General features: G+C 65.3%; 1 protein-coding gene (running past both ends of the window). It reads right to left on the bottom strand.

This entire window lies inside a single protein-coding gene on the bottom strand: locus ACIBTM_RS35945, encoding a hypothetical protein (protein ID WP_395881616.1). The 40,515-nt coding sequence extends 5,895 nt beyond the window's left edge and 12,997 nt beyond its right edge, so the window shows coding positions 12,998-34,620, spanning codon 4,333 (partial) through codon 11,540 (complete); the first complete codon in reading order (the gene reads right to left) occupies positions 21,619-21,621. Both the start codon and the stop codon lie outside the window.

Genomic DNA, 21,623 nt, shown 5'->3' with positions numbered 1-21,623 from the left:
CAGCCCTGCCAGCAGCACCGGATCCTCGGCAAGGCCGGCCAGTATCTCCCTCTCCGGACCACCGGCCTCGACGATGCCCGCACCATCTCTTTCCCGGAACGCCTCGACATACCGCGCCGCCAAGTCGCCGATCCGGCGCCCGGGACGATCCTGCAGGAATTGCTTGATCAATCGGTTGAAATGCGGCGAATCCCGATACACGGCCAAATCCGACAACGGGAAACCCAACCGCAAATTCACCTCAACGAAATCCGCGACCCGAATATTGTACTCCGACAACATATCTCGCAGCTGTGCCACAACTTGCACCGCGTGATCGGCAGCATTCCCGTCCAGTGCTCCCAGACGTTCGACCGCCGCCGCGAGCGAGTCCCGCACCGCCACCAGATCCGCCGGCCTCTCCACCCCCAGCACAGCCGCCACCGCCCGCACCAGAGCCCCATCACCGCGCGGCAACCCCAGAACCTCAGCCAGCGCATCGAGATCACCGGCATGCTCCTCCGCCGAACGCACCCGCCCCAACATCTCGCGCACATAGGCCTCCGGCAAATCGTGCAGCAACTCCAACTGCACCAGCAACCGACGCCCCTCAACCTCCCGCAACACCGGCAACTGCCCCTCCCCCCAACCCAGCCGGTTCATCAACGCCACCAAATACCCGACCTCACTAGCGGTCCGCACCCCGAACGGCCGCAAAATCACCCGCAACCGATCAATCAGCTCATCACCATCCAGCCGTCCCACATCGGGCGCACGAAGCACCTCGCGCAACTGCCCACCCAGTACCGTCAACCGATCCGGCGACTCCCCCAACGCCACCGCCAACTCGAACAACGGCCGCGCACCCACCCCCAACTCACCCGCCACCTCGAACACCCTGGGCACCGACCCAAGATGCACAACCAGATCCACCAACCTCCCCGAATCCCGCTCCCCCAACCGCACCGCAAGCTCCCCCAACACCTGAGGCCCGGCAGCGGTTCCCAGCTTGGCCAACTCCTCCGCCCTGCCATCCGATACCCCCGGCACCGCCGAACCCCCGACCGCCGGACGAGAAAGCACCGCCCGCAACCGGCGCGGTAAATCCGCACCACGCACCCCGGCCCATGCTGGTCGCTCCTCATCCGACGTACGCGGTGCGTTCTCCGCCGCCTGGGTGTCCTGATCGGTCACCGTGGGCATCGGAATCTCATGACGCGGCAACTCCATGAACCACACCCGGCGGAACGGCCGTTGAGACAACGCACCGGTCGCCCCGTCAACCAAGTCGACCGTCCCCGTCGCCGGATTGTGCGACACATACAACGCATGGCCGATACGCTCATCTGATCGTGTGATCACCACACCACCAGCACCGGCCGGCCGGCCGAGCAGGTACCGCTCCACCTCTCGAGACCCCTCCATCGGCAACAAACGCCCCCCAGCCACCACCCGCTCCAACGCGGCCGTCGGAATCGGCCCACCCGACGGCGGAACCGGGAACTCGCTCTCCTCGTCACCAGCCCGCCGCGCCAAAGTCGCGTTATGCATCTGCACCACCACCGCGGAACAGTTCATCCGCAGACCATTCGCGAAATTATCCCGATTCGCGAAAGCCTGCGGATAGAACCGGTTCAAGAACGCATCCTGATCCACCGGACGACGAGCGAAACTATCCGCCGACATCATCCGTGAACCAGAATCATGCATCCAGCCATCCAACGGCCACCACGAAACCACCCCACTAAGCACCTCGTTCTGATACCCCGACACAATCTGGTCCACGGTCAACGCACGCAATTCCCGCCGCCCGCGCACATGATCCGCGATCAATTCCGGATCGGCACCCGTCCGCAGAGCCGCCCCGAACACATTCCACCAGCTCACCGCGGTGCCCTCAATGATCCCGAACGTAAGGCCCGGGCCGGGAACACGCCCAATCGCCTGCGTCAGCCGCAAAACCTCCATGCCACGTTCACGACCCACCTCCACCCGATCAACAAGCTGCCGCAGCTCGTCAGGGAGGTACCCACCCCGGCCGACCAGCCGCCGCTCGATCTCACGCACCTCACCGAAATCCTCCGGACCGGCACCCAGATACGTCTGTACCCGCCACTGCCATGCGGCCTCAGCCCGCGCACCCTCGTCCTCCCGCAACCCCGGAGTCGGCTCACGGGCCGCGAAGAACCCGAGCACATCCTCCTGTGTCCACACGAAAGCCCCGTTCTCGGCCCGGGTGAGCCCCTCGGCGAAAGGCTGCGTCCGCTCCCTGAACTCCTCCACCACCGACTCGACATCACGAGCCGTCAACTGACCGGCCACATCCGGGAACCACCGCAGCACACGCGGATCAGCATTGCCCAGCCCACGGAACAACGCGACAAGCTTGCCCACCGAACCCGCACCCGTTTCACGCGCCAAAGCCGGAATATCGTCGGGAACCCGCCGCAAGGCAAGCGCCAGCCTCGCCAAGTCGTTGAAGTCCGCATGCCATCCCAGAGCCAAGCCGCCAATTACTTGGCCCAGCTCGCGCGACAGCGTTATCCACCGGTGAAAGTCCATCCACGGCGCCGCCGCCAACCGGTGCCTGAGTTCGGAGTCGGTTACCCCCGACTTCGCGGCCAGCGCATCACCCAGCCACTGGCGGGTCTCCCGCTCATACTGCTCGCCCGACCCCAGTTCAGCCCTGCTCCGCAGCCAGAAGTACCTCCGGCGGGTGCCCAGTCCGACGTCGAATGCCCCCCCAGGCTCCTGCTCCGCCATCCTCTCCGTCACGCCCTGGAGCGCCTCAGCCACCTCGCCGGCGGTGAATGTCCCATCGGCCAGATACGCGAAAAACGGCCGCGCCCAGAGCAGATGCCGCGGATCAACCCAGCGCAGGACTGGGTTCGAACTGTAATCCAGCGCCCGGAGGACAGCGATCAGATCTTCAGCGGGCACCCCCAGCCGACGGGCGATCTGCGGCAGATCAACCAGAACCCGGCCACGGTAGTCGGTCACGAAGCCCAGATTCCCCCTGGCCTCCGGCCGCAGACCGGCCCGCCGGACCACGTCCCGCAAGGCATGCGGATCAAACCACACTTCGTCCGTGAACCCCCGGAACAGCACCGGGTCGATACCCAGCTCGGCCACCCACCGCTTCACCTCCCGTGGGGAATACTCGGTAGGGGGCAACGCCTGCAACATCGCCGAGGTCACCCGGCTGGTCATCCGCACACCCCGGCCACCCGCGGGCTCCCCCACCACCCCGGCCATCAACACCGGATCATCGGCAAAGGACGTGTCATCCAGGAACTCCCCGAAACGCGGAGCGACCCCCACGGCACGACCGTCCTGGAAAGCCGCGACGAACCTCGCCGCCTGATCCGCGACCCGACGGCCCGGCACATCCTGCAGGAATTGCTTGATCAACCGACTGAAATGCGGCGAATAACGATACGCGGCCAAATCCGACAACGGGAAACCCAGCCGCAAATTGACGTCAAGGTACGTCTCCAGAGCAACCTGTGGCACCGACAGCATCGTCCGCAGCCGCCGCTGAATCCGCGCCGCATCCTGGACCGGGTCCTCCCCATCGATAACCCCAGCATGTCCAGCCACTGCCGCGAGCACGTCCCGCACCGCCACCAGATCCGCCGGCCTCTCCACCCCCAGCACAGCCGCCACCGCCCGCACCAGAGCCCCATCACCGCGCGGCAACCCCAGAACCTCAGCCAGCGCATCGAGATCACCGGCATGCTCCTCCGCCGAACGCACCCGCCCCAACATCTCGCGCACATAGGCCTCCGGCAAATCGTGCAGCAACTCCAACTGCACCAGCAACCGACGCCCCTCAACCTCCCGCAACACCGGCAACTGCCCCTCCCCCCAACCCAGCCGGTTCATCAACGCCACCAAATACCCGACCTCACTAGCGGTCCGCACCCCGAACGGCCGCAAAATCACCCGCAACCGATCAATCAGCTCATCACCATCCAGCCGTCCCACATCGGGCGCACGAAGCACCTCGCGCAACTGCCCACCCAGTACCGTCAACCGATCCGGCGACTCCCCCAACGCCACCGCCAACTCGAACAACGGCCGCGCACCCACCCCCAACTCACCCGCCACCTCGAACACCCTGGGCACCGACCCAAGATGCACAACCAGATCCACCAACCTCCCCGAATCCCGCTCCCCCAACCGCACCGCAAGCTCCCGCAACACCTCGGGGCCCGTGTCCAAACGCAGGTCCCTCAACTCACCGAAAAGCCCCTCCGAAACTCCAAGCAACTCCGCCTGAGCACGACGCGCTACCGCACCGCCGTGTCGCCGGAACAACTGCCGCAACACATCTCGGGGCGGGGCACCGATCCAGGTCGGCGGCCCGTCCGGACGTGGATCTTCAAGAGGCTCAGGCTCATCCTCCGGCAGGACAACCGGGTCTTCGCGATCCGGATGCCTGGTGAACCACGCCGAGACGTGGTCCAGTTCCCCTGGCGGGAGGAATTCGGCTTTCCAGACGTCGAGCAGGTCGACGATATGGGTATCGGGATTGCGGTATACGTTCAGGACGTGGCCGCGGTCATCCCCCGTTCGCGTGATCAGGGAACCCCGGGCGCCAGCGTCGTCGCCCATCATGGCGACAACGCCGGCATAGCCACCTTCGACCCGCTTGTATTTGCCGAACCTCTGCTCCAGAGTGGTCGCCCGCCTCGGCGTTGTGCGGCTCCCCGCCGCGAACCTCCGGTTGAGCAACAGCGTGTTGTCCGCCGCCACCATGACGTCGGCACAGTTGGGCTGTCCGCGGTAGAGGTTCAGGGACGCGAGACGTGGATACTTCGCGACGAAATTCTCGCGGCTGTATGTGCCAGCCTCGGAAGCGCCAGGGATCTCCGTCTCCTCGCCGAACTCCGAAGACTCCTCGATGGCAGCCGCAGCGTCCCGAGCCTCCACGGCTTCGGCGGCCTCTTCGGTCAGTAGCGCCAGTTCGATGTCCTGGTCGCCGGCCTCCGCCAGGCGCTCGTACACCTCAGGGCGCGGCAGTTCCAGCGCGTTCACCAAGTCGCCGATCTGACGCTCGACGGCGGTCTTTTCGCGATCCAGCTCATCATCGCTGTCGACGTGACGGAGATGTTCGAGCAGGGCGGGGAACGCGAGCAAGGCCTTGGGACGCGCCTGCATTCCGAGTGCCAGCCGGTAGAGGTCAGCGGCCGACACGTCCGCTTGTGCCGCCACTTCCATGACCTCGTCGGGGACCCGTCTGATCGCGATGCTGAAGTCGTGCAGTGCCACGAAGCTCTCCGCTGAAAGCGGCTCGCCCAGGGTATCCAGCAACCGGACCAGCCGGCCGTAGTCAAGCCACGACGCCGTGGCCTGGAGCAGGTTGGACCGCTCAGGGGGAAAGAGCCCTCCCCAGCGCCGCCGCACTTCGTCGGTCAACTGGCCCCGGACGTCGTCGATCGCTTCCCTCGCGAACCCGGGCGACTGTTCCTCCAACGACCGCAACGACTCGAACGTCCAACCAGCGTCCTGCAAGAACTCGTGCACGGCAGAAAGTGACTCGTTCGGCCCCAAGCCAACCAGCGTCCGCTGTCGCTCGGCCCATCCCGGATAGCCGGTCACGATCTCCGCGGAAGTGAGTGGTGTCGTCGACTCCCCTATGAACACCGCGACGTCGGCCGGATCGGCTCCGAGCCGAGCAGCCTGCGCGAACAGGTCTCGCGGCGTCGTCACGACGCTCAGGCCGGTGGGCACCGTCCGGATGTGGCGAGTCAGTTTCAGCAGGGCCGGCAACTGATCGCGGCCAACGGCCTCGACCGCCCGCGCCAGCGATGCGGTGTCGACCCAGTCCTGGTCGCGCAGGTCGGTGAAGTCCTCGCCCGCAGTGAGGAGGTAGTCCGGCTGCACACCTTGCTCGGCACCCCAGGCCCGAGCCGCGTGGATGACCGGGTTCCCTCCGTCCGGTTCTTCCGCCGCCTGGGACCACTCGCCGAGGAAGTCGTCCGCTGCGTGCAGATCCGCACCCGAGAGCCGACCGTTCGCATCGGCCAGGAACCGGATGAACGTGGCGTTCGGCCACCCCATTCCCGCGGCCAGCCTCGTTACCAGGCTCTTGACCTGCTCGCGCGTCGCCTGCAACCCGGCCAGGTCCTCCCCGACCTCGGTCCGGCGGGCGAGCAGGTCGCGGAAGGGCAGCAGCGCTCGCGGGTCGATCGCCCACCGCGCCGCCGCCTCGAACAGCGCGGGAAGAGGCACGTCCGGTCGCCCCGCCACCTCCAGAAGGCGGTCGACTCCCTGGTCCACCAAGGCGGTCAACCGGCGCAGGAGCCCGACGGTCAAGGAAGTGTTCGGCAGACCCAGCCGGGTCAGCATGCGGCGTTCTGCAAGCTCGTCCCAGAGTGGGGCGAGGTCCTCGTCCGAGGACGGTACCCGGCCGCGCCGAACGCTGTAGTCGCGCACGGCCTGCAAAAGCTCAGGCGTCTGTTGCATGCCGAGTTCGTCGAGGAGATCGAGAATGTGCCCGTAACGGAGCCACGGCCTCGCACTCAGATCCTCGCGGACGCTTTCGCCAGGCACCCCGAAGCGTTCGGCCCACCAGGTCTCGAGCCACCAATCCCCCTCCTGTTCCGGCTGGTCGGCTTCGGCCCGACTGAACATCCAGAACATCCATGACGGGGCACCGCGATAAGCACCGCCTGTGAAGGCCCGCAGGTGCCCGGTGAGATGGTGATACTGAGTCCCGGCTTCAGTCCCCAAACGAGCGAACGCGCCGGACAGCCACGTCAGCTGCCGCGGGGGGACCGCTTCGTCCCCGGCGACCGTCTCGGCGACCGTCAGCAACTCTGACGGGAGCAGTCCCAGCACCGCCGCCACCCCCGGCAGCTCGGTCGGAATCCTGCCGAGCTGCCGGCTCAATCGCAGTAAGCCGGCGGACGGCACAGCATGCCTCTCGACAAGCTCCACCAGCTGTTCCGGCCAGAACCACGGTTGCCCGGCCAGCTCCTGAATCACCGCCGGAGTGCACTCGAGCCGCGCCGCCCAGCCCGCCGCCTCCTCGTCGGAGTATCCGGTAGGCGGCAGATAGTCGCGCAGCGACAGGCTTCCCGGCAGCTCCTCGCCGGCGTCACCTGCCTCCCCGCCACGGGCGTATTCAGGCGGAGCTCGGTTGCCGCCGCCCCTCGGGCGTGGCTGTGTCGCGAGCACCGCGGCGGTGTTCCATCCGGAGAACCCTGGCACGGCTTCGTCAGCTCGCGCTCCCTCTTCAAGATCGATGAACTCTTCGTCACGTGCCTCGCGGACGCTCCGTGCGTACCTCGCGATCTCGCGGTCCACCACGCCTTCCCCCAACGACGCGTCGTCAGCAAAGATGTGGATCAGCCGTTCGAAATGCGGCGAAGGCAGCAGGGCTCCGAGTTCCGTCACCCGGAAGCCCAGCCGCGCGCTCAACGCCACATACCGCTGCGGATCGACACCCCGCTGCACCAGACGCTCCCGCAGCGTCGAGACGATCCCAGGCGCGGAGCGATCGGTCATCCCCGCGAAGTCGTCCCGCAGCCCCATCAGGTCTGTCGGATCCGCCAGGTCCAACCTCTCCGCCACCTCGCGCGGCACCACACCGCTGGGCAACCCCACCGCATCGGCCAGCGCCTCGTCCCCCGCGGTCTTGGCCTCCTCGGCCACGGCCGCGCGCCTGAACACCTCGGCCACAAACCCCTCGGGCAGGCTGTGCTGCAGTTCCAACGACACCGCCCGGCGTCCGGCGAACGACGTCAGCCGCTCCAGATCCGACGGCCTCCACCCCAGGCCATCCGCCAGACCGACGAGCAAGCCGATGTCACCCGTAGTACGCACTCCGAACGGGCGTAACTGCTCACGCAGCTTGCTCACGATGGTCGCGCCGTTCGACCGCCCCTCCGGGGCTTCCTCCACCGCGTCGAAAGCCCTGCGCACGTGCCCGCCCAGCACGGCCAGGCTTTGCGGTGCCACACCGACGGTCAGGGCGAGATCGAGCACAGTGGACGCCGGCACTCCGATTTGCCCCGCCTGGATGGCGATGTCCCACGGCACTTCACCGGTCATCAAGGTCACCTCGACCAGCCGCCCCGCATTCGGCTCGTCCACGGTTCCGGCCAGGGTTTGCAGCTCACGAGCCGTGATCTCCGGATGCAGTGTGTGCAGGATCTCGGCCCGGCCAGGCGATGTCCCCAGCAATTTCGCGAGGGCCGAATACTGCCTTCGCTGCACCAGGTGCTGCACGCGTGTCAACGAGGAACGCTCGCGATGCATGCCGAGCAGGGCAGGCCGCCTCGCCACGCCGTCCGGCCCGCTCACGGGACCTGCCGGAGTCGCGTTCGCGACGCCCTCCGGCCACGCCTCCGGGATCGGCACCAGACCGGCACGATGGGGCATGAACCACACTGGACCCGGCCATGACGCCAGCGCCGCGGGCAACCCCACGGTGCCGTCGAAGTAGGTCACCACACCGAGCTCACGGTGGTAGTGCGCGGTCACGACATGGCCGAAACCACTCGCGTCCAGCGTCGCCACCGATCCCTGGCTACCCAGACCTGCCAGCGCCCGCTGCCGTACCAGAGCCTCGACCTGGGGGTACCCCCCGGCCATGAGGTTATAAGAACCTCCCCACCCGCCCAGTAGCCGCTCGGCGAACTCCGTCTGGACCGGCCCGGATGTCCCCGGCGCCACGAACTCCGGCGCGGGGCCGGTCACCCCGGCCTCGATGACGTTGTGCGTCAGCACGAGCGCCAGCGGGCAGTTCTGCTGATACCGCGGATCTCCGGTCAGATAATTCGGCCGATTCACCCACACCGCACCGCCGTAATAACGGCGCGCGAACTCGTCGGCGAGATCGCTTCGCACACCGAAGGTCTCCCGCGAAACGACCCCGGACGCGGCAGCGAGAACTTCGCGCAGTTCAGAACTCGCACCGGAATACCTGTCCGGAATCGCACTGACCTGATGTGGATGGGGGAGGGCCGCACTGCCGGACGGAACATCCCGCTCGACCCAGATCCTGGCACCATGCGGATCGCCACCACCGACAACGCTGGGGGTGATGCCATGCTCGTGCGTCAGCACCATGGCCACGTCAGGAGCATGGCGGCCGTTGATACGGACGACCGGCTTTGGCGTCCTCTGCAGGAAATGCATGACCGTGGCTTCATGCACCTCCACGGCCAACTCCAACAGGCCGACAGCGGCGCCGCGATCGCCGAGACCAGGTGGGAAGGTGAGGGCGAGGTCCGCAGGGATGTCACGAGGACGTATCCCGTCGATCCGCACAGCGGCACCCGGCCGGCCGTCACTCGGCCATGCCTCGGCTTGGATGCCGTGCTCGCCGAAGCGCAGGACAAGCTGCCACGCATCGTCGCCGATCACACGAATGGTGTGAGGAGAGCGACCAAGGAGCGCACGGCCACGGGCGATGTGCCCCAGATGGCCGAGAAGAGACGTGAGCACCTCCTGCTCGGCCACCACGCCGCTCTCGTCGAACGTGAACACAGGCAATGGGGCACGGTGTGCATCCGCAAGCGCCGCACCTTCGTCCCGCCCCGGCGAGGACGACTCATCCCGGGGGCGAACCCGCACTTCAGTGCTGCCGTCACGCCGTTCTCCGACGATCCTGATCGGAATGGGCAATTTGGATGCTTGCAGAGCACGACCGACCAGGTCCGCATGACCTCCGGCTATCTCCACGGTCGGCAGGACTGCGGAACCGGGATTTTCGATCAAGAGCTTGTACGCGAACGTGTTGATGCGATTCAGGTCGCCACGAGGAAGAACTTCGCTGTCAGGAGGAAGGTTCACCATCAGCCCGGCATCCGTGGCGACATAGCGCCCTGGTTCGCCATCCTGCCGCCCAGCCTGATTCCGCGGCATCGTATCGGCGTTTTCGCCCCGGCTCCCGAACAGCCCGCGCAACGCGTCTCGGTCTGCACCGATCCACGTCGGCGGACGCTCCCCAGCCGGCCTGTGAGCCTCTCGGCTCTCGTCCACCTCGCCGTGCGGGGACACCGGGTCCGCCAAGGCGGGAAGCGGCATGAACCACACCCGGCCATGGTCCAGGTCCTCCCGTGGCACCTCCTTGTTCCGTTGCCCGTCGATGACCCTGAATCCGCCGTCGGTGCCCTGCCCGAGATGCACGTTCACCGCGTGCCCGAGATCGAGCTGGTCGTCGGTCGGCATGATCACCAAACCCTGGGCACCGGGCTCGGCGAGCAATCGGGCCAGCACGCCTGCATGGCCGTCGACCCGTTCGCACCAGCCCCCGAACTTCTGTTCCAGCAACGCTGTCCGTTTCGCCACGTCGCTGGGCTCAGCCTCGAACGTCCTCCCCAGCCGCTCCCCGAACGTCAGGTTGTTGTACGTCGCCACCACCGATTCGAGGCAGTTGAACCTGCTGCCGGAGGGATTCACCCGTCCGAGCCAGGGGTACTCCACCTCGATCCGGGCCTGCTCAGACCGTTCTCCGGCGCCGCCGGAAAGCCCTGACCGCGACGGGTCCGCCAACGCCGCACCGGCGCCCATCTCACCGTCGGAGCGGCCTGCACGCCTCTTCTGGACAAGCCTCTTCTTGCGACGCTGCTCGTATTGAGTGTTGGCGTAGGTACAAGCTTCACATCTACACTTCTTTTTTTTGTAAGTCGTAAGTTTGCCACAAGCATCACCGTATTCCCCCCTTTCCATTCCTTCCAAGATAGCCATTCCGTCCTCGCCGGAATCGTCATTGGGGGCGCGATCTCCCGGCTTCTTCTGCCGGGGGGTCCAGTCGACATGAACCTGGGTTTCGAGACCGTCGTCCCGTTCGATCGTCTCGACGGTGACATCCGGATCTTTGAAGAACTCGGCTACCGAGCGGACGCCGTGGGCCGGGCCGGAAATCACCAAGATGGGCGATGCGACGTCGCGCTTCCTGCGTGCGTCTGTGACGCTCGCCAGCATTTCGGCAACGTTATTAAGCGGGGAAATGTGAGCTCTGTTGGCGAGCTTCCGGTTCTCACCGATCCTCAGCGTGAGTTCATGGGTGACCCAATCGACCGACATCCGGGTATCGCCGCCCTGGCCTTCTTCCCGCACTGGGGCTACCACACCGTACTCCCGCTCCAGCACCGCGGCGAAGGACCGGGCCTCGGGCCCGGTGATCTCGATGTCCGGCATCCGCGAGCGATACCGCTCAGCCGCGGCGGCCGCCTGCCGCAAATGCTCCCCTACCGCTGAGAACCGAGTGTCGGTGGACATGGGGTGCACGGGCTCGACCACTGTCACCTGTGGTGACTCGGCCAGGGGATGCCAGTCGACGTGAATCCCAGCGGCCTGCCCCACCGACGCGTCTCCAGCGACCGCGGGCACCTCCTCGCTCGCGAGCCTCAGGAGAAGACCTTCGACATCAGGACCGGTGACCCACACACGCGGAGGTGGCTCCCCGAACAGTGCTCGAGCATCGCGGACCTTCGCGAATCGCCTGGCGAACACCCGGAGAATCCGTTCACCGCCCGAAGGGGCGACATGCTCCGGCCCCGGCCGCAACGCACTCCAGACAACGTGGAGATGGGTATCAGCACCGGCATCCGGCTCCGCATCCGCGTCGATCCCGTGGTCGCCGACCAGGTGCTCGACGATCGAGGCGGCCTCCGCACCGGAAGCACGCACCCTGAACTGGGGTAGACCAGCTTCCAGCAACAGCTCAGCCGCTTTCCAATACTTGTCCGCGAACTCGGCGAGCTCACGAAGCTGACGAGCGCTCAGCGAGAACGCCGGCAGAACGACGACTTCAGGACGCGGCATCTCAGGCCCCCGCTCAGCCGGGTCCGCGAAGCGGTTGGGCACCGCAGGGCGTTCACGCCCGCGACGACCACGGCCTGCGGGGGCGAGGCTGACGTTCCCCTCTTGGGCACGCTCGTCGGCATGCTCACCCGTACTTCCCCGTGTGGCCGGCCTGTCCGCGGCCGACCGGCCGTCGTCACGAGCCGCGCCGCCGTCCAATGCCGGACGTGGATCCTCGATCGGTGCGAAGTCAGGCGCCGAAGACGGTACGACACCGGAGACGACCCTCAGCTCAGTATCACCCCCATCGGTGGGCCGTTCCTTGATCCTGACCGGGATACCACGTGACGCGAGATCGCCGCCCACAAGGCCAGCGTATGGGCCGGCGGCCTCCACGATTCCCGGGACCGGAGCCGGCATGTACTCGGCCCAGTAATGCAGGCTGAACCTGCTCAAGCGTTCCACGACATCCGGAGGAAGCTCGAGACTTCCTGTGGGAACCCGCACCCTCATGGTGCCGTCGACGGCATCCTCGAACGGATGACCGGAGAGGCCCGGCTCGACGTCCGTCCGGTTCGCCACACCCTCAGAAGAATCGCCACCCTCATCCGTCGCCAACCCCGACCGCCACTGCTCCTCCCAATCCGCAACCCCCCACTCCACCTCATCCAACGACACACCCGCCTCCGGCCAAGCCCCGAAATCCCCACCCAGCCCAGAAAGATCCACATCGAACCCCGGCTCCCATGCCGCCACCGAAGCCCACATATCACCAGCCGAGCCGGACGACTCAAAACCCTCCACCTCAGCCTCTTGACGCACACGCTTCGACGACCCCACCCCAGGATCCCCGTCCCCGAGAGCCATCCGCTGCCCGTCCGGCCGATCCGGCTCGTCCCCGGTCACCCCGATCCGAAACTCTCCCGCATCAGCCTGCCCAGCCGGAACATCGGCATCCACGGGGAGCTGCCGAGCGGGCGCGGCCGTACGCCTTTCCACTTTGTTCGCGTTGGCATAACGGCGGTTTTTATCCGTGCAGTCGATGCAGCGGCAGCCGTGAACGTAACGCGCACGTTCGCCACAATTCCGATACGGCCCGCGTTTCAAGCCCTGATTGTCCGTACGCTCGAAGAGAACGACAGTCTCGTCCCCGTTCGCACCGTAAATTCGGGGCCGGACAATCCCGTCCGGGCTGACGCCATAACTCTCCAGAACACCGATAACCGCATCGACCGCGTCACGACTCCCCTCGAGACGCACAACCGGAGCCGGCTGCCCACGCAACTGATCAACAAGCCTGGACTCAAGCATCCGTGCGGCGAGCCGCGCAAGGGGCGCCCGGACCTTTGCAGTGAGAACGCCATCGACAAGAGCCGCAGAATCGACATTCACCGTCTGCCTGACCGGATGACCACCCGGATCCAGCCCGATCCGCACCTCGGCCACACCAGGCATCTCCCCCGCTACAACCTCCGCAACGTCAATCCTGTGCCGAGCGAAATGCTCAGCAAGCCACTCAGCCTCACCACCGAACACACGCACATCCACCGGCCCGGACTTCAGCTCTTCACGAACAGCATTGATCCGCGCAAGATACTCACTGAAATTGGCGACCTCCGCCTCATGCACGGCACTCCACCCAGAACCGTCCTCCGGCTGCTTCACCTGCCAAGCCACCCCCTGCTGGTCATTCGACAGCTCACCGATTCCCCGCCCGAATGCACGTTCCGGCAGGCGAACCTCCTCCCCAGGCCCGGCTCCACCCTTTTCCAGGTTCTTCGCTTGGAGGTTGAGGTGCCAGCCTTCCGTGCAATCGACGCAACGACAACCGTTCCTGTAGCGCTTATGGCTGCCACAATCCTCATACGGTCCACGTTTCAGTCCCTGATTGTCCGTACGCTCGCAAGAAACGACGGCCTTGTTCCCATTCTCTCCGTAGACTTGAGGCCGGACAATCCCGTCCGGGCCGACGCCATAACTATGTAGAACGCCGATAACCGCATCGACCGCGTCACGACCACCCTCGAGATAGACGACCGGAGCCGGCTGCCTACGCAACCGATCGACGAGCCCGGCCTCAAGGACCCGTGCGGCCAACCGCGCAAACGCGCTCGTGTGCCGCGTCACAGGAACAAGAACCCCATCGACCAGAGTCAACGAGTTGACATTCACCGTCTGCCTGACCGGATGACCACCCGGATTCAGCCCGATCCGCACCCCGGCCACACCAGGCATCCCCCCCGCCACAACCTCCGCAACCGCAATCCCGTGCCGAGCGAAATGCCCAGCAAGCCACTCAGCCTCACCACCGACCACACGCACATCCACCGGCCTGGACTTCAGCACCGCACGAACAGCATTAATCCGCGCAAGATACTCACTGAAACCAGCCACCCCCGCCTCAAGCGCGACACTCCACCCCGAACCATCCGACGGCGGCCTCACCAGCCAAGCCACCCCCCGCTGGTCATTCGACAGCTCACCGAGTCCCCGCCCAGGTACGCCTTCCGGCAGGCGAACCTCCTCCCCCTGCCGGGGCCCACCCCTTTCCCGGTTTTTCGCGTTGATATGAAGGCGCCAGCCTTCCGTGCAATCGACGCAGCGGCAGCCGTTCGTGTAGCGCTTATGGCTGCCACAATCCTCATACGGTCCACGTTTCAAGCCCTGATTGTCCGTACGCTTGCAGGAAACGACAGCCTTGTTCCCATCCTCTCCGTAAACCTGAGGCCGGACAATCCCGTCCGCGCCGACGCCATAACTCCCCAGAACACCGATAACCGCATCGACCGCCTCACGACCACCCTCAAGACGCACAACCGGAGCCGGCTGCCCACGCAACCGATCGACGAGCCCGGCCTCAAGAACCCGTGCGGCCAGCCGCACAAACGCGCTCAGGTGCCGCGTCACAGGAACAAGAACACCATCCACCAGCGCCAGGGAGTCGACCGTCACCCTCTGCCTGACCGGATAAGCACCCGGATCCAGCCCGATCCGCACCTCGGCCACACCAGGCGCCCCCTCCGCCGCAACCTCCGCAACCTCAACCCTGTGCCGAGCGAAGTGCTCGGCAAGCCACTCAGCCTCACCACCGAACACACGCACATCCACCGGCCGGATATCCACCGGCTTCAACTTCAGCTCTCTACGAGCCAGCTCTTCACGAACAGCATTGATCCGCGCAAGATACTCACGGAAATTGGCCACCCCCGCCTCATGCGCAGCACTCCACCCCGAACCATCCGACGGCGGCTTCACCTGCCAAATCACCTGCTCGCGGCGACTCGACACCGGATCAGCCGATTCACCACCCCCCACCAGCCCGTCAACTCCCTCAGAAGAACCGCCACCCTCACCCACTCCACTCTCTTGACGCACACGCTTCGACGACCCCACCCCCGAATCCCCATCCCCGACAGCCGCCCGCTTAACCCCCCGCTCCCCACCCCACCGATCCAACTCATCCCCAGACACCCCCACCCAATCCGGACGACGCCCATCCCCCGACAAAGACTCCACATCTTCCGCCTCGGAAGACGTCGCCTCAGGGTAAGGAATCCCACCCGGCACAACCGACACATCCGGAAGCGGCATGAACCACACCGAAACCTGACCACCCACCGCCGACGAAGGGAACACCTCCGCCTCATCCACCACACCAGTGAGCGCACCCACCCCACGATCCACCCGCTCAGCAGGCAACCCTCGCTTGCCATCAAGAAGAACAACCGCCCCCAACCCCGGATGATGATGCGCCAAAACCGCATGACCAGTACGACCATCACCACTCGAGGTCATCACCAACCCCATCGAACCACCCGGCCGCCCCAGCAAATCCCGCTCAATCGCCCGATAACCCCCCGCCACCGGCAAGAACCGTGCGCCCACACCAGCCACCCGCTCCAACGCCGACGTCGGAAGCGCCTCCCCCGCCCCCGGCACCTCCGCAACACCCCGCACGCCAGCACCCCAAGACCGAATCGTATTCGCCAAATGCACCACAGCCGGAGCACAATTGAACAAATAATCAGGTCCCGAACCATAAGACACGCGATTCACCACAGCATGCCCATAAAACCAATCCATGAACTCCTCAGCATCTTCAGGACTATCAAAACTCTCCCGCGACACCATCGATCCGGAACCAGACAAACCATCCAACACCGACCGCACCCCAACACCAAGCCCTCCACGATCATCAGAAATCTCACCAAACGTCCCCATATAGGATGGCAACACCCCCACCCCAGAACCCTGCACAGCCCCGACAGCCCTCTCCCCCACCACCTCAACCTCCACAGCGGCCGCATCCTCCACCGGACCGGCATCCCTCACCGCGCGACGCCCACGCATACGACTTTTGTACTCGCGTTGGTAACCCGCCTCCGCGGCGGCGCACTTGTCGCAGCGGCAGCCGCGAACGAAACGCCCGCGTTGACCACAGTCGTCATAAGGCCCCTGTTGCATGCCCTTGTAATTCGCCCGCTTGACACTGACAATAGTCGCACGCTCGTTGTTGTATTCGCGTCGCAGCTCAATGCCTGCCGCCTGAACATCATGAATTTCAAGAACCCTCGTGACAATGTCGACCTTGTCACGACCACCCGTGACCGAGACAACCGGAGCCGACTGGTCCCACACACGGTCCACCACCCTGGCCTCAAGGACCCACGCGGCAAACCGCAATAGCGTATCCCTGCTGGGACCAGTGGGAACGAGTTCGCCGCCGTCAAGAGAAAGGAGTGAGACCGGCACGCTCTTCTTGATCGAGTAGCCACCGGGGTCCAGGCCGATCCTGACCTCGGCCACACCGGGCTCCCCCTCCGCCACAACCTCGGAAACTTCAAACCCATGTTCGCGGAGATGCCCCGCAAGCCACTCGGCCTCGCCACCGAAAACACGCACGTCCACCGGATCGATCCCAGCCCGCACACGAACAGATTCAACCCGCGCAAGGTCTTCAGCAAACCCTCTGACCTCATCCTCAAGACCACCAGTCGACGGTCGCGCCACCCGCCATGTCAAGGCTTGCGGCAGTTGCGCCAGGTGCCCACCACGCCGTGATTCCCGAGGTGGCCTGCTCCGCTCACCACCGACAACATCCACCTCACCCGGTCCGACACCCATACGGACGTCCGTGAAACATTGACGCCCCTCCCCTTCAAGAATCACGCTCGGCACACGCCAATCCCTCAACAGATCCCGAACCAGATCCGCATAGGGACCAGTGACCTCAGCTCGACGATCCCCCTCGCCATCGTGATCGAAGCTCAAGGCAAAACCGATAGCAGCCGACTTGATCTCCTCAGTCAACGCACCATGCGCCGCAGGAAGATAGAACTCAAGAGCAGCATGCGTTCCCCCGACGACGACCCGAGGCAACGAGAGCTGCGTGTCGTTTCGCCCTCGCCGCTGATGGCGGTTCGCTCGCCGCTCCGCCTGAACCGACTCGCTGTTGAGGCCGGAGCACCTGTCGTCGCAGGTGCAGCCGAAATTTTTATACGCTGCGGGTTCACCATGGGGGCAGAACGGATGAAATGACTCACCTTTCCTATTACGCCAATGAGGCCGGTAATTTTTGCGCTCGTTCTTGTAATGCCGCCAGTTGTGATGACTCTTGGCCATCTCGCACCGACTGCACTCACAGCCATACATATCCCACCCCTGCACAGAACCATGCCAAGACGCAGAATCAGTCGATTCCACATGCTCATCCCGACCGGAACGATCCGCACCAACCCCCTCGGCGACCGCAGCACCCCACTGCGTCCCCTCCGCCAACGCCAGTCCCTCCCAAGACCGGCCCGGCAATTCCTCCGCAAGCCCCGGGTCCCAGTCCGCTAACCCACTCTCCGCAGCTCCCCACGAAGAATCAGCCCCCGCGAAAGCCGCCCAAGCCTGAACGTCCTCGGACACACCAGGAAGATCGAGGCCGAACTCCTCCCCCGGAGGTACCGGAACATCGTGCTCCGCAGCACCGAAAGCGGACGTACCGGTAGCATCGCTGGGCACTCCTTGCTGTGATACGACTCCCGACTCCTCCGGAACCGCCCAATCCGGGGCGTTTCCGAACTCCTCCCAGCCGAGCACTCCCCACTCTGGAACGCTCGGAAACGCATCGTTGAAGTAGGTCAGATCCGGCCACTCCTCCACCGGCCGCTCCTGCCCCGGCGGCTCCCGATGAGCGCTCCCCTCACCGGGCTCCTGACGACGTGCACGCTTAGACGACCCAACTCCGGGATCCTCATCCCCGCGAGCCGTCCGTTGCCCGGCTGGCCGATCCGGCTCGTCCCCGGTCGCCCCGATCCGAATCTCTCCCGCACCAGCCTGCCCCGCCGAAACATCGCCTTCCGCGGCGACGGGCGCGGCCGTGCGCCTCTCCACCTTCCTCGCGTTGACATAACGGCGGTTTTTGTCCGTGCAGTCGACACAGCGGCAGCCGTGAGCGTAACGCGCACGTTCGCCACAATTCTGATACGGCCCGCGCTTCAACCCCTGATTGTCCGTACGCTTGAAGTAGAAGACAGTCTGGTTCCTGTTCGCGCCGTAGGCTCGAGGCCGGACAATCGCGTCGGCGCTGACGCCATAACCCTCTAGAACGCCGATGACGGCATCGACCGCGTCACGACTGCCCTCGAGACGGACGACCGGAGCCGGCTGCCCACGCAACTGATCGACGAGCCTGGACTCAAGGATCCGTGCCGCGAGCCGCGCAATGGGCGCCCGCACCCTTGCAGTGACAATGCCATTGACAAGATCCAAGGAATCGACATTCACCGTCTGTTTGACCGGATGGCCGCCTGGATCCAGTCCGATCCGCACCTCGGCCACACCAGACGTCCCCCCCACCACGACCTCGGCGGCCTCAATCCCATGTCGAGCGAAGTGCTCAGCAAGCCACTCAGCCTCACCACCGATCACACGCACATCCACCGGCCTGGACTTCAGCACCGCACGAACAGCATTGATCCGCGCAAGATACTCACTGAAATTGGCGACCTCCGCCTCATGCGCGGAATTCCACCCCGAACCGTCCTCCGGCTGCTTCACCTGCCAAGTCACCCCCCGCGGCCACTCAGCCGGGTGGTCATCCGACAACGCGGAAGTCCGCAGCGGATCACCCCCTCGAGAAACCCCCTCACCGAGCCCCTGCCCAGTTACGCGTTCCGGCAGACGAACCTGCTCCTCGCCAAGTCCGGGCCCCCTTTCCAGGTTCTTCGCCTTGAAATTAAAGCGCCAGCCTTCCGTGCAATCGGCGCAACGACACCCGTTCCTGTAGCGCTTGTGGCTGCCACAATCCTCATACGGCCCGCGTTTCAGCCTTTTGTTGTCCGTACGCTCGAAGAGAACGACGGCCTTGTCCCCGTTCGCACCGTAGGCTTGAGGCCGGACAATCGCGTCCGCACCGACGCCATGACTCTCCAGAGCGCCGATGACGGCATCGACCGCGTCACGACTCCCCTCAAGACGGACGACCGGGACCGGCTGCCCACGCAACTGATCGACGAGCCTGGACTCAAGAACCCGTGCGGCCAGCCGCACAAACGCGCTCAGGTGCCGCGTCACAGGAACAAGAACACCATCGACGAGTTCCAAGGAACCGACATTGATCCTCTGCCTGACCGGATGGCCGCCTGGATCCAGTCCGATCCGCACCTCGGCCACACCAGACGTCCCCCCCACCACGACCTCGGCGGCCTCAATCCCATGTCGAGCGAAGTGCTCAGCAAGCCACTCAGCCTCACCACCGATCACACGCACATCCACCGGCCTGGACTTCAGCACCGCACGAACAGCATTGATCCGCGCAAGATACTCACTGAAATTGGCGACCTCCGCCTCATGCGCGGAATTCCACCCCGAACCGTCCTCCGGCTGCTTCACCTGCCAAGTCACCCCCCGCGGCCACTCAGCCGGGTGGTCATCCGACAACGCGGAAGTCCGCAGCGGATCACCCCCTCGAGAAACCCCCTCACCGAGCCCCTGCCCAGTTACGCGTTCCGGCAGACGAACCTGCTCCTCGCCAAGTCCGGGCTGCTCGGACGGTCTCGCCTCGACCTGTTCGTGCTGCCCCGCCGGAACATCGCTTTCCGCAGGGAGGTCCTGAGCGCTCCGGGCGGGCATGGCGCGCCCTGCCCCTTCCAGCTTTTTCGCGTTGACATGAAGGCGCCAGCCTTCCGTGCAATCGATGCAGCGACAATGGTTCCTGTAGCGTTTGTGGCCGCCACAATCCTGATACGGCCCGCGTTTCAAGCCCTGATTGTCCGTACGCTTGCAGGAAACGACGGCCTTGTCGCCATCCTCTCCGTAAACTCGAGGCCGGACAATCCCGTCCGCGCTGACGCCATAACTCGCCAGAACACCGATAACTGCATCGACCGCGTCACGACCACCCTCAAGACGCACAACCGGAGCCGGCTGCCCACGCAACTGATCGACAACCCTGGACTCAAGAACCTGCGCGGCCAGCCGCACAAGGGCGCTCGTGAACCACGTCACAGGAACAAGAACACCATCCACCAGCGCCAGGGAGTCGACCGTCACCCTCTGCCTGACCGGATAAGCACCCGGATCCAGCCCGATCCGCACCTCGGCCACACCAGGCGCCCCCTCCGCCGCAACCTCCGCAACCTCAACCCTGTGCCGAGCGAAGTGCTCGGCAAGCCACTCAGCCTCACCACCGAACACACGCACATCCACCGGCCGGATATCCACCGGCTTCAACTTCAGCTCTCTACGAGCCAGCTCTTCACGAACAGCATTGATCCGCGCAAGATACTCACTGAGATTGGCCACCCCCGCCTCATGCGCAGCACTCCACCCCGAACCATCCGACGGCGGCTTCACCTGCCAAATCACCTGCTCGCGGCGACTCGACACCGGATCAGCCGATTCACCACCCCCCACCAGCCCGTCAACTCCCTCAGAAGAACCGCCACCTTCATCCGCTGACCCCGACCGCCACTGCTCATCCCAACCCTCAACCCCCCACCCCACCTCATCCAACGACACACCAGCATCCGGCCAACCCCCAAAATTCTCACCCACCCCAGGAAGATCCACATCAAACCCCGCCTCCCACGCCGCCACCGAAGCCCACACATCACCAACCGCCCCAGACGACGACTCAACACCCTCACCGGGCTCCTGACGACGTGCACGCTTGGACGACCCAACCCCGGGATCGTCATCCCCGACAACAGACCGCTTACCCCCCCGCTCCCCACCCCACCGACCCAACTCATCCCCAGACACCCCCACCCAATCCGGACGACGCCTATCCCCCACGTCCCCTCGCGGCTCCTGAGGCACAGACAGGAACTGATCCGAGACAGGGTGCAGCATGAACCACACCGGCCCCGGTTCGAGTTGCGCGGGCAACCCGACAGTGGCGTCCAGGAAGGTGGTCGCCCCACTCTCGCCGCCACCGAACCGGGGCCGCAGGCCCAGGTTGTGGTGCACGATGACGGCGTGCCCCAATCCCTCGCTCTCACCTGGCATCACGACCGAGCCCCGCGCGCCCGGACGGGCCGTCATGAACTCCCTGACCTCGTCGTAGCCTCCGGCCATCCACCTATAGGTGCCACCGCCCAGCGACTGTTCAACGGCCGCGGTCGTGATCGATCGTTCCGGCCCGTCGACGGTGAACCTTGCGTCAGACCCCGTCTCGTGGGCGCGTATCGCGTTGTCGGCCTGCACGGTGGCCGGCCCGCACCTGTACTCCAGTTTGCCGGGGTTGACATCCGGAATAGTCGGATAGAACACGCGCATGAACTCACGGGCGGTGCTGAGGTCACCGCCGAAGCTCTCCAGTGAAACGACCTGCGGCGCGCTGTCCAGGACATCCCAGAGCCGGGCACTCGGCTTCGCGGACGCGGTGACAT

The sequence above is a fragment of the Amycolatopsis sp. NPDC049868 genome, from assembly GCF_044461365.1.
Taxonomy (GTDB): Bacteria; Actinomycetota; Actinomycetes; order Mycobacteriales; family Pseudonocardiaceae; genus Amycolatopsis.
This window is presented reverse-complemented; position numbering and strand designations above follow the sequence as displayed.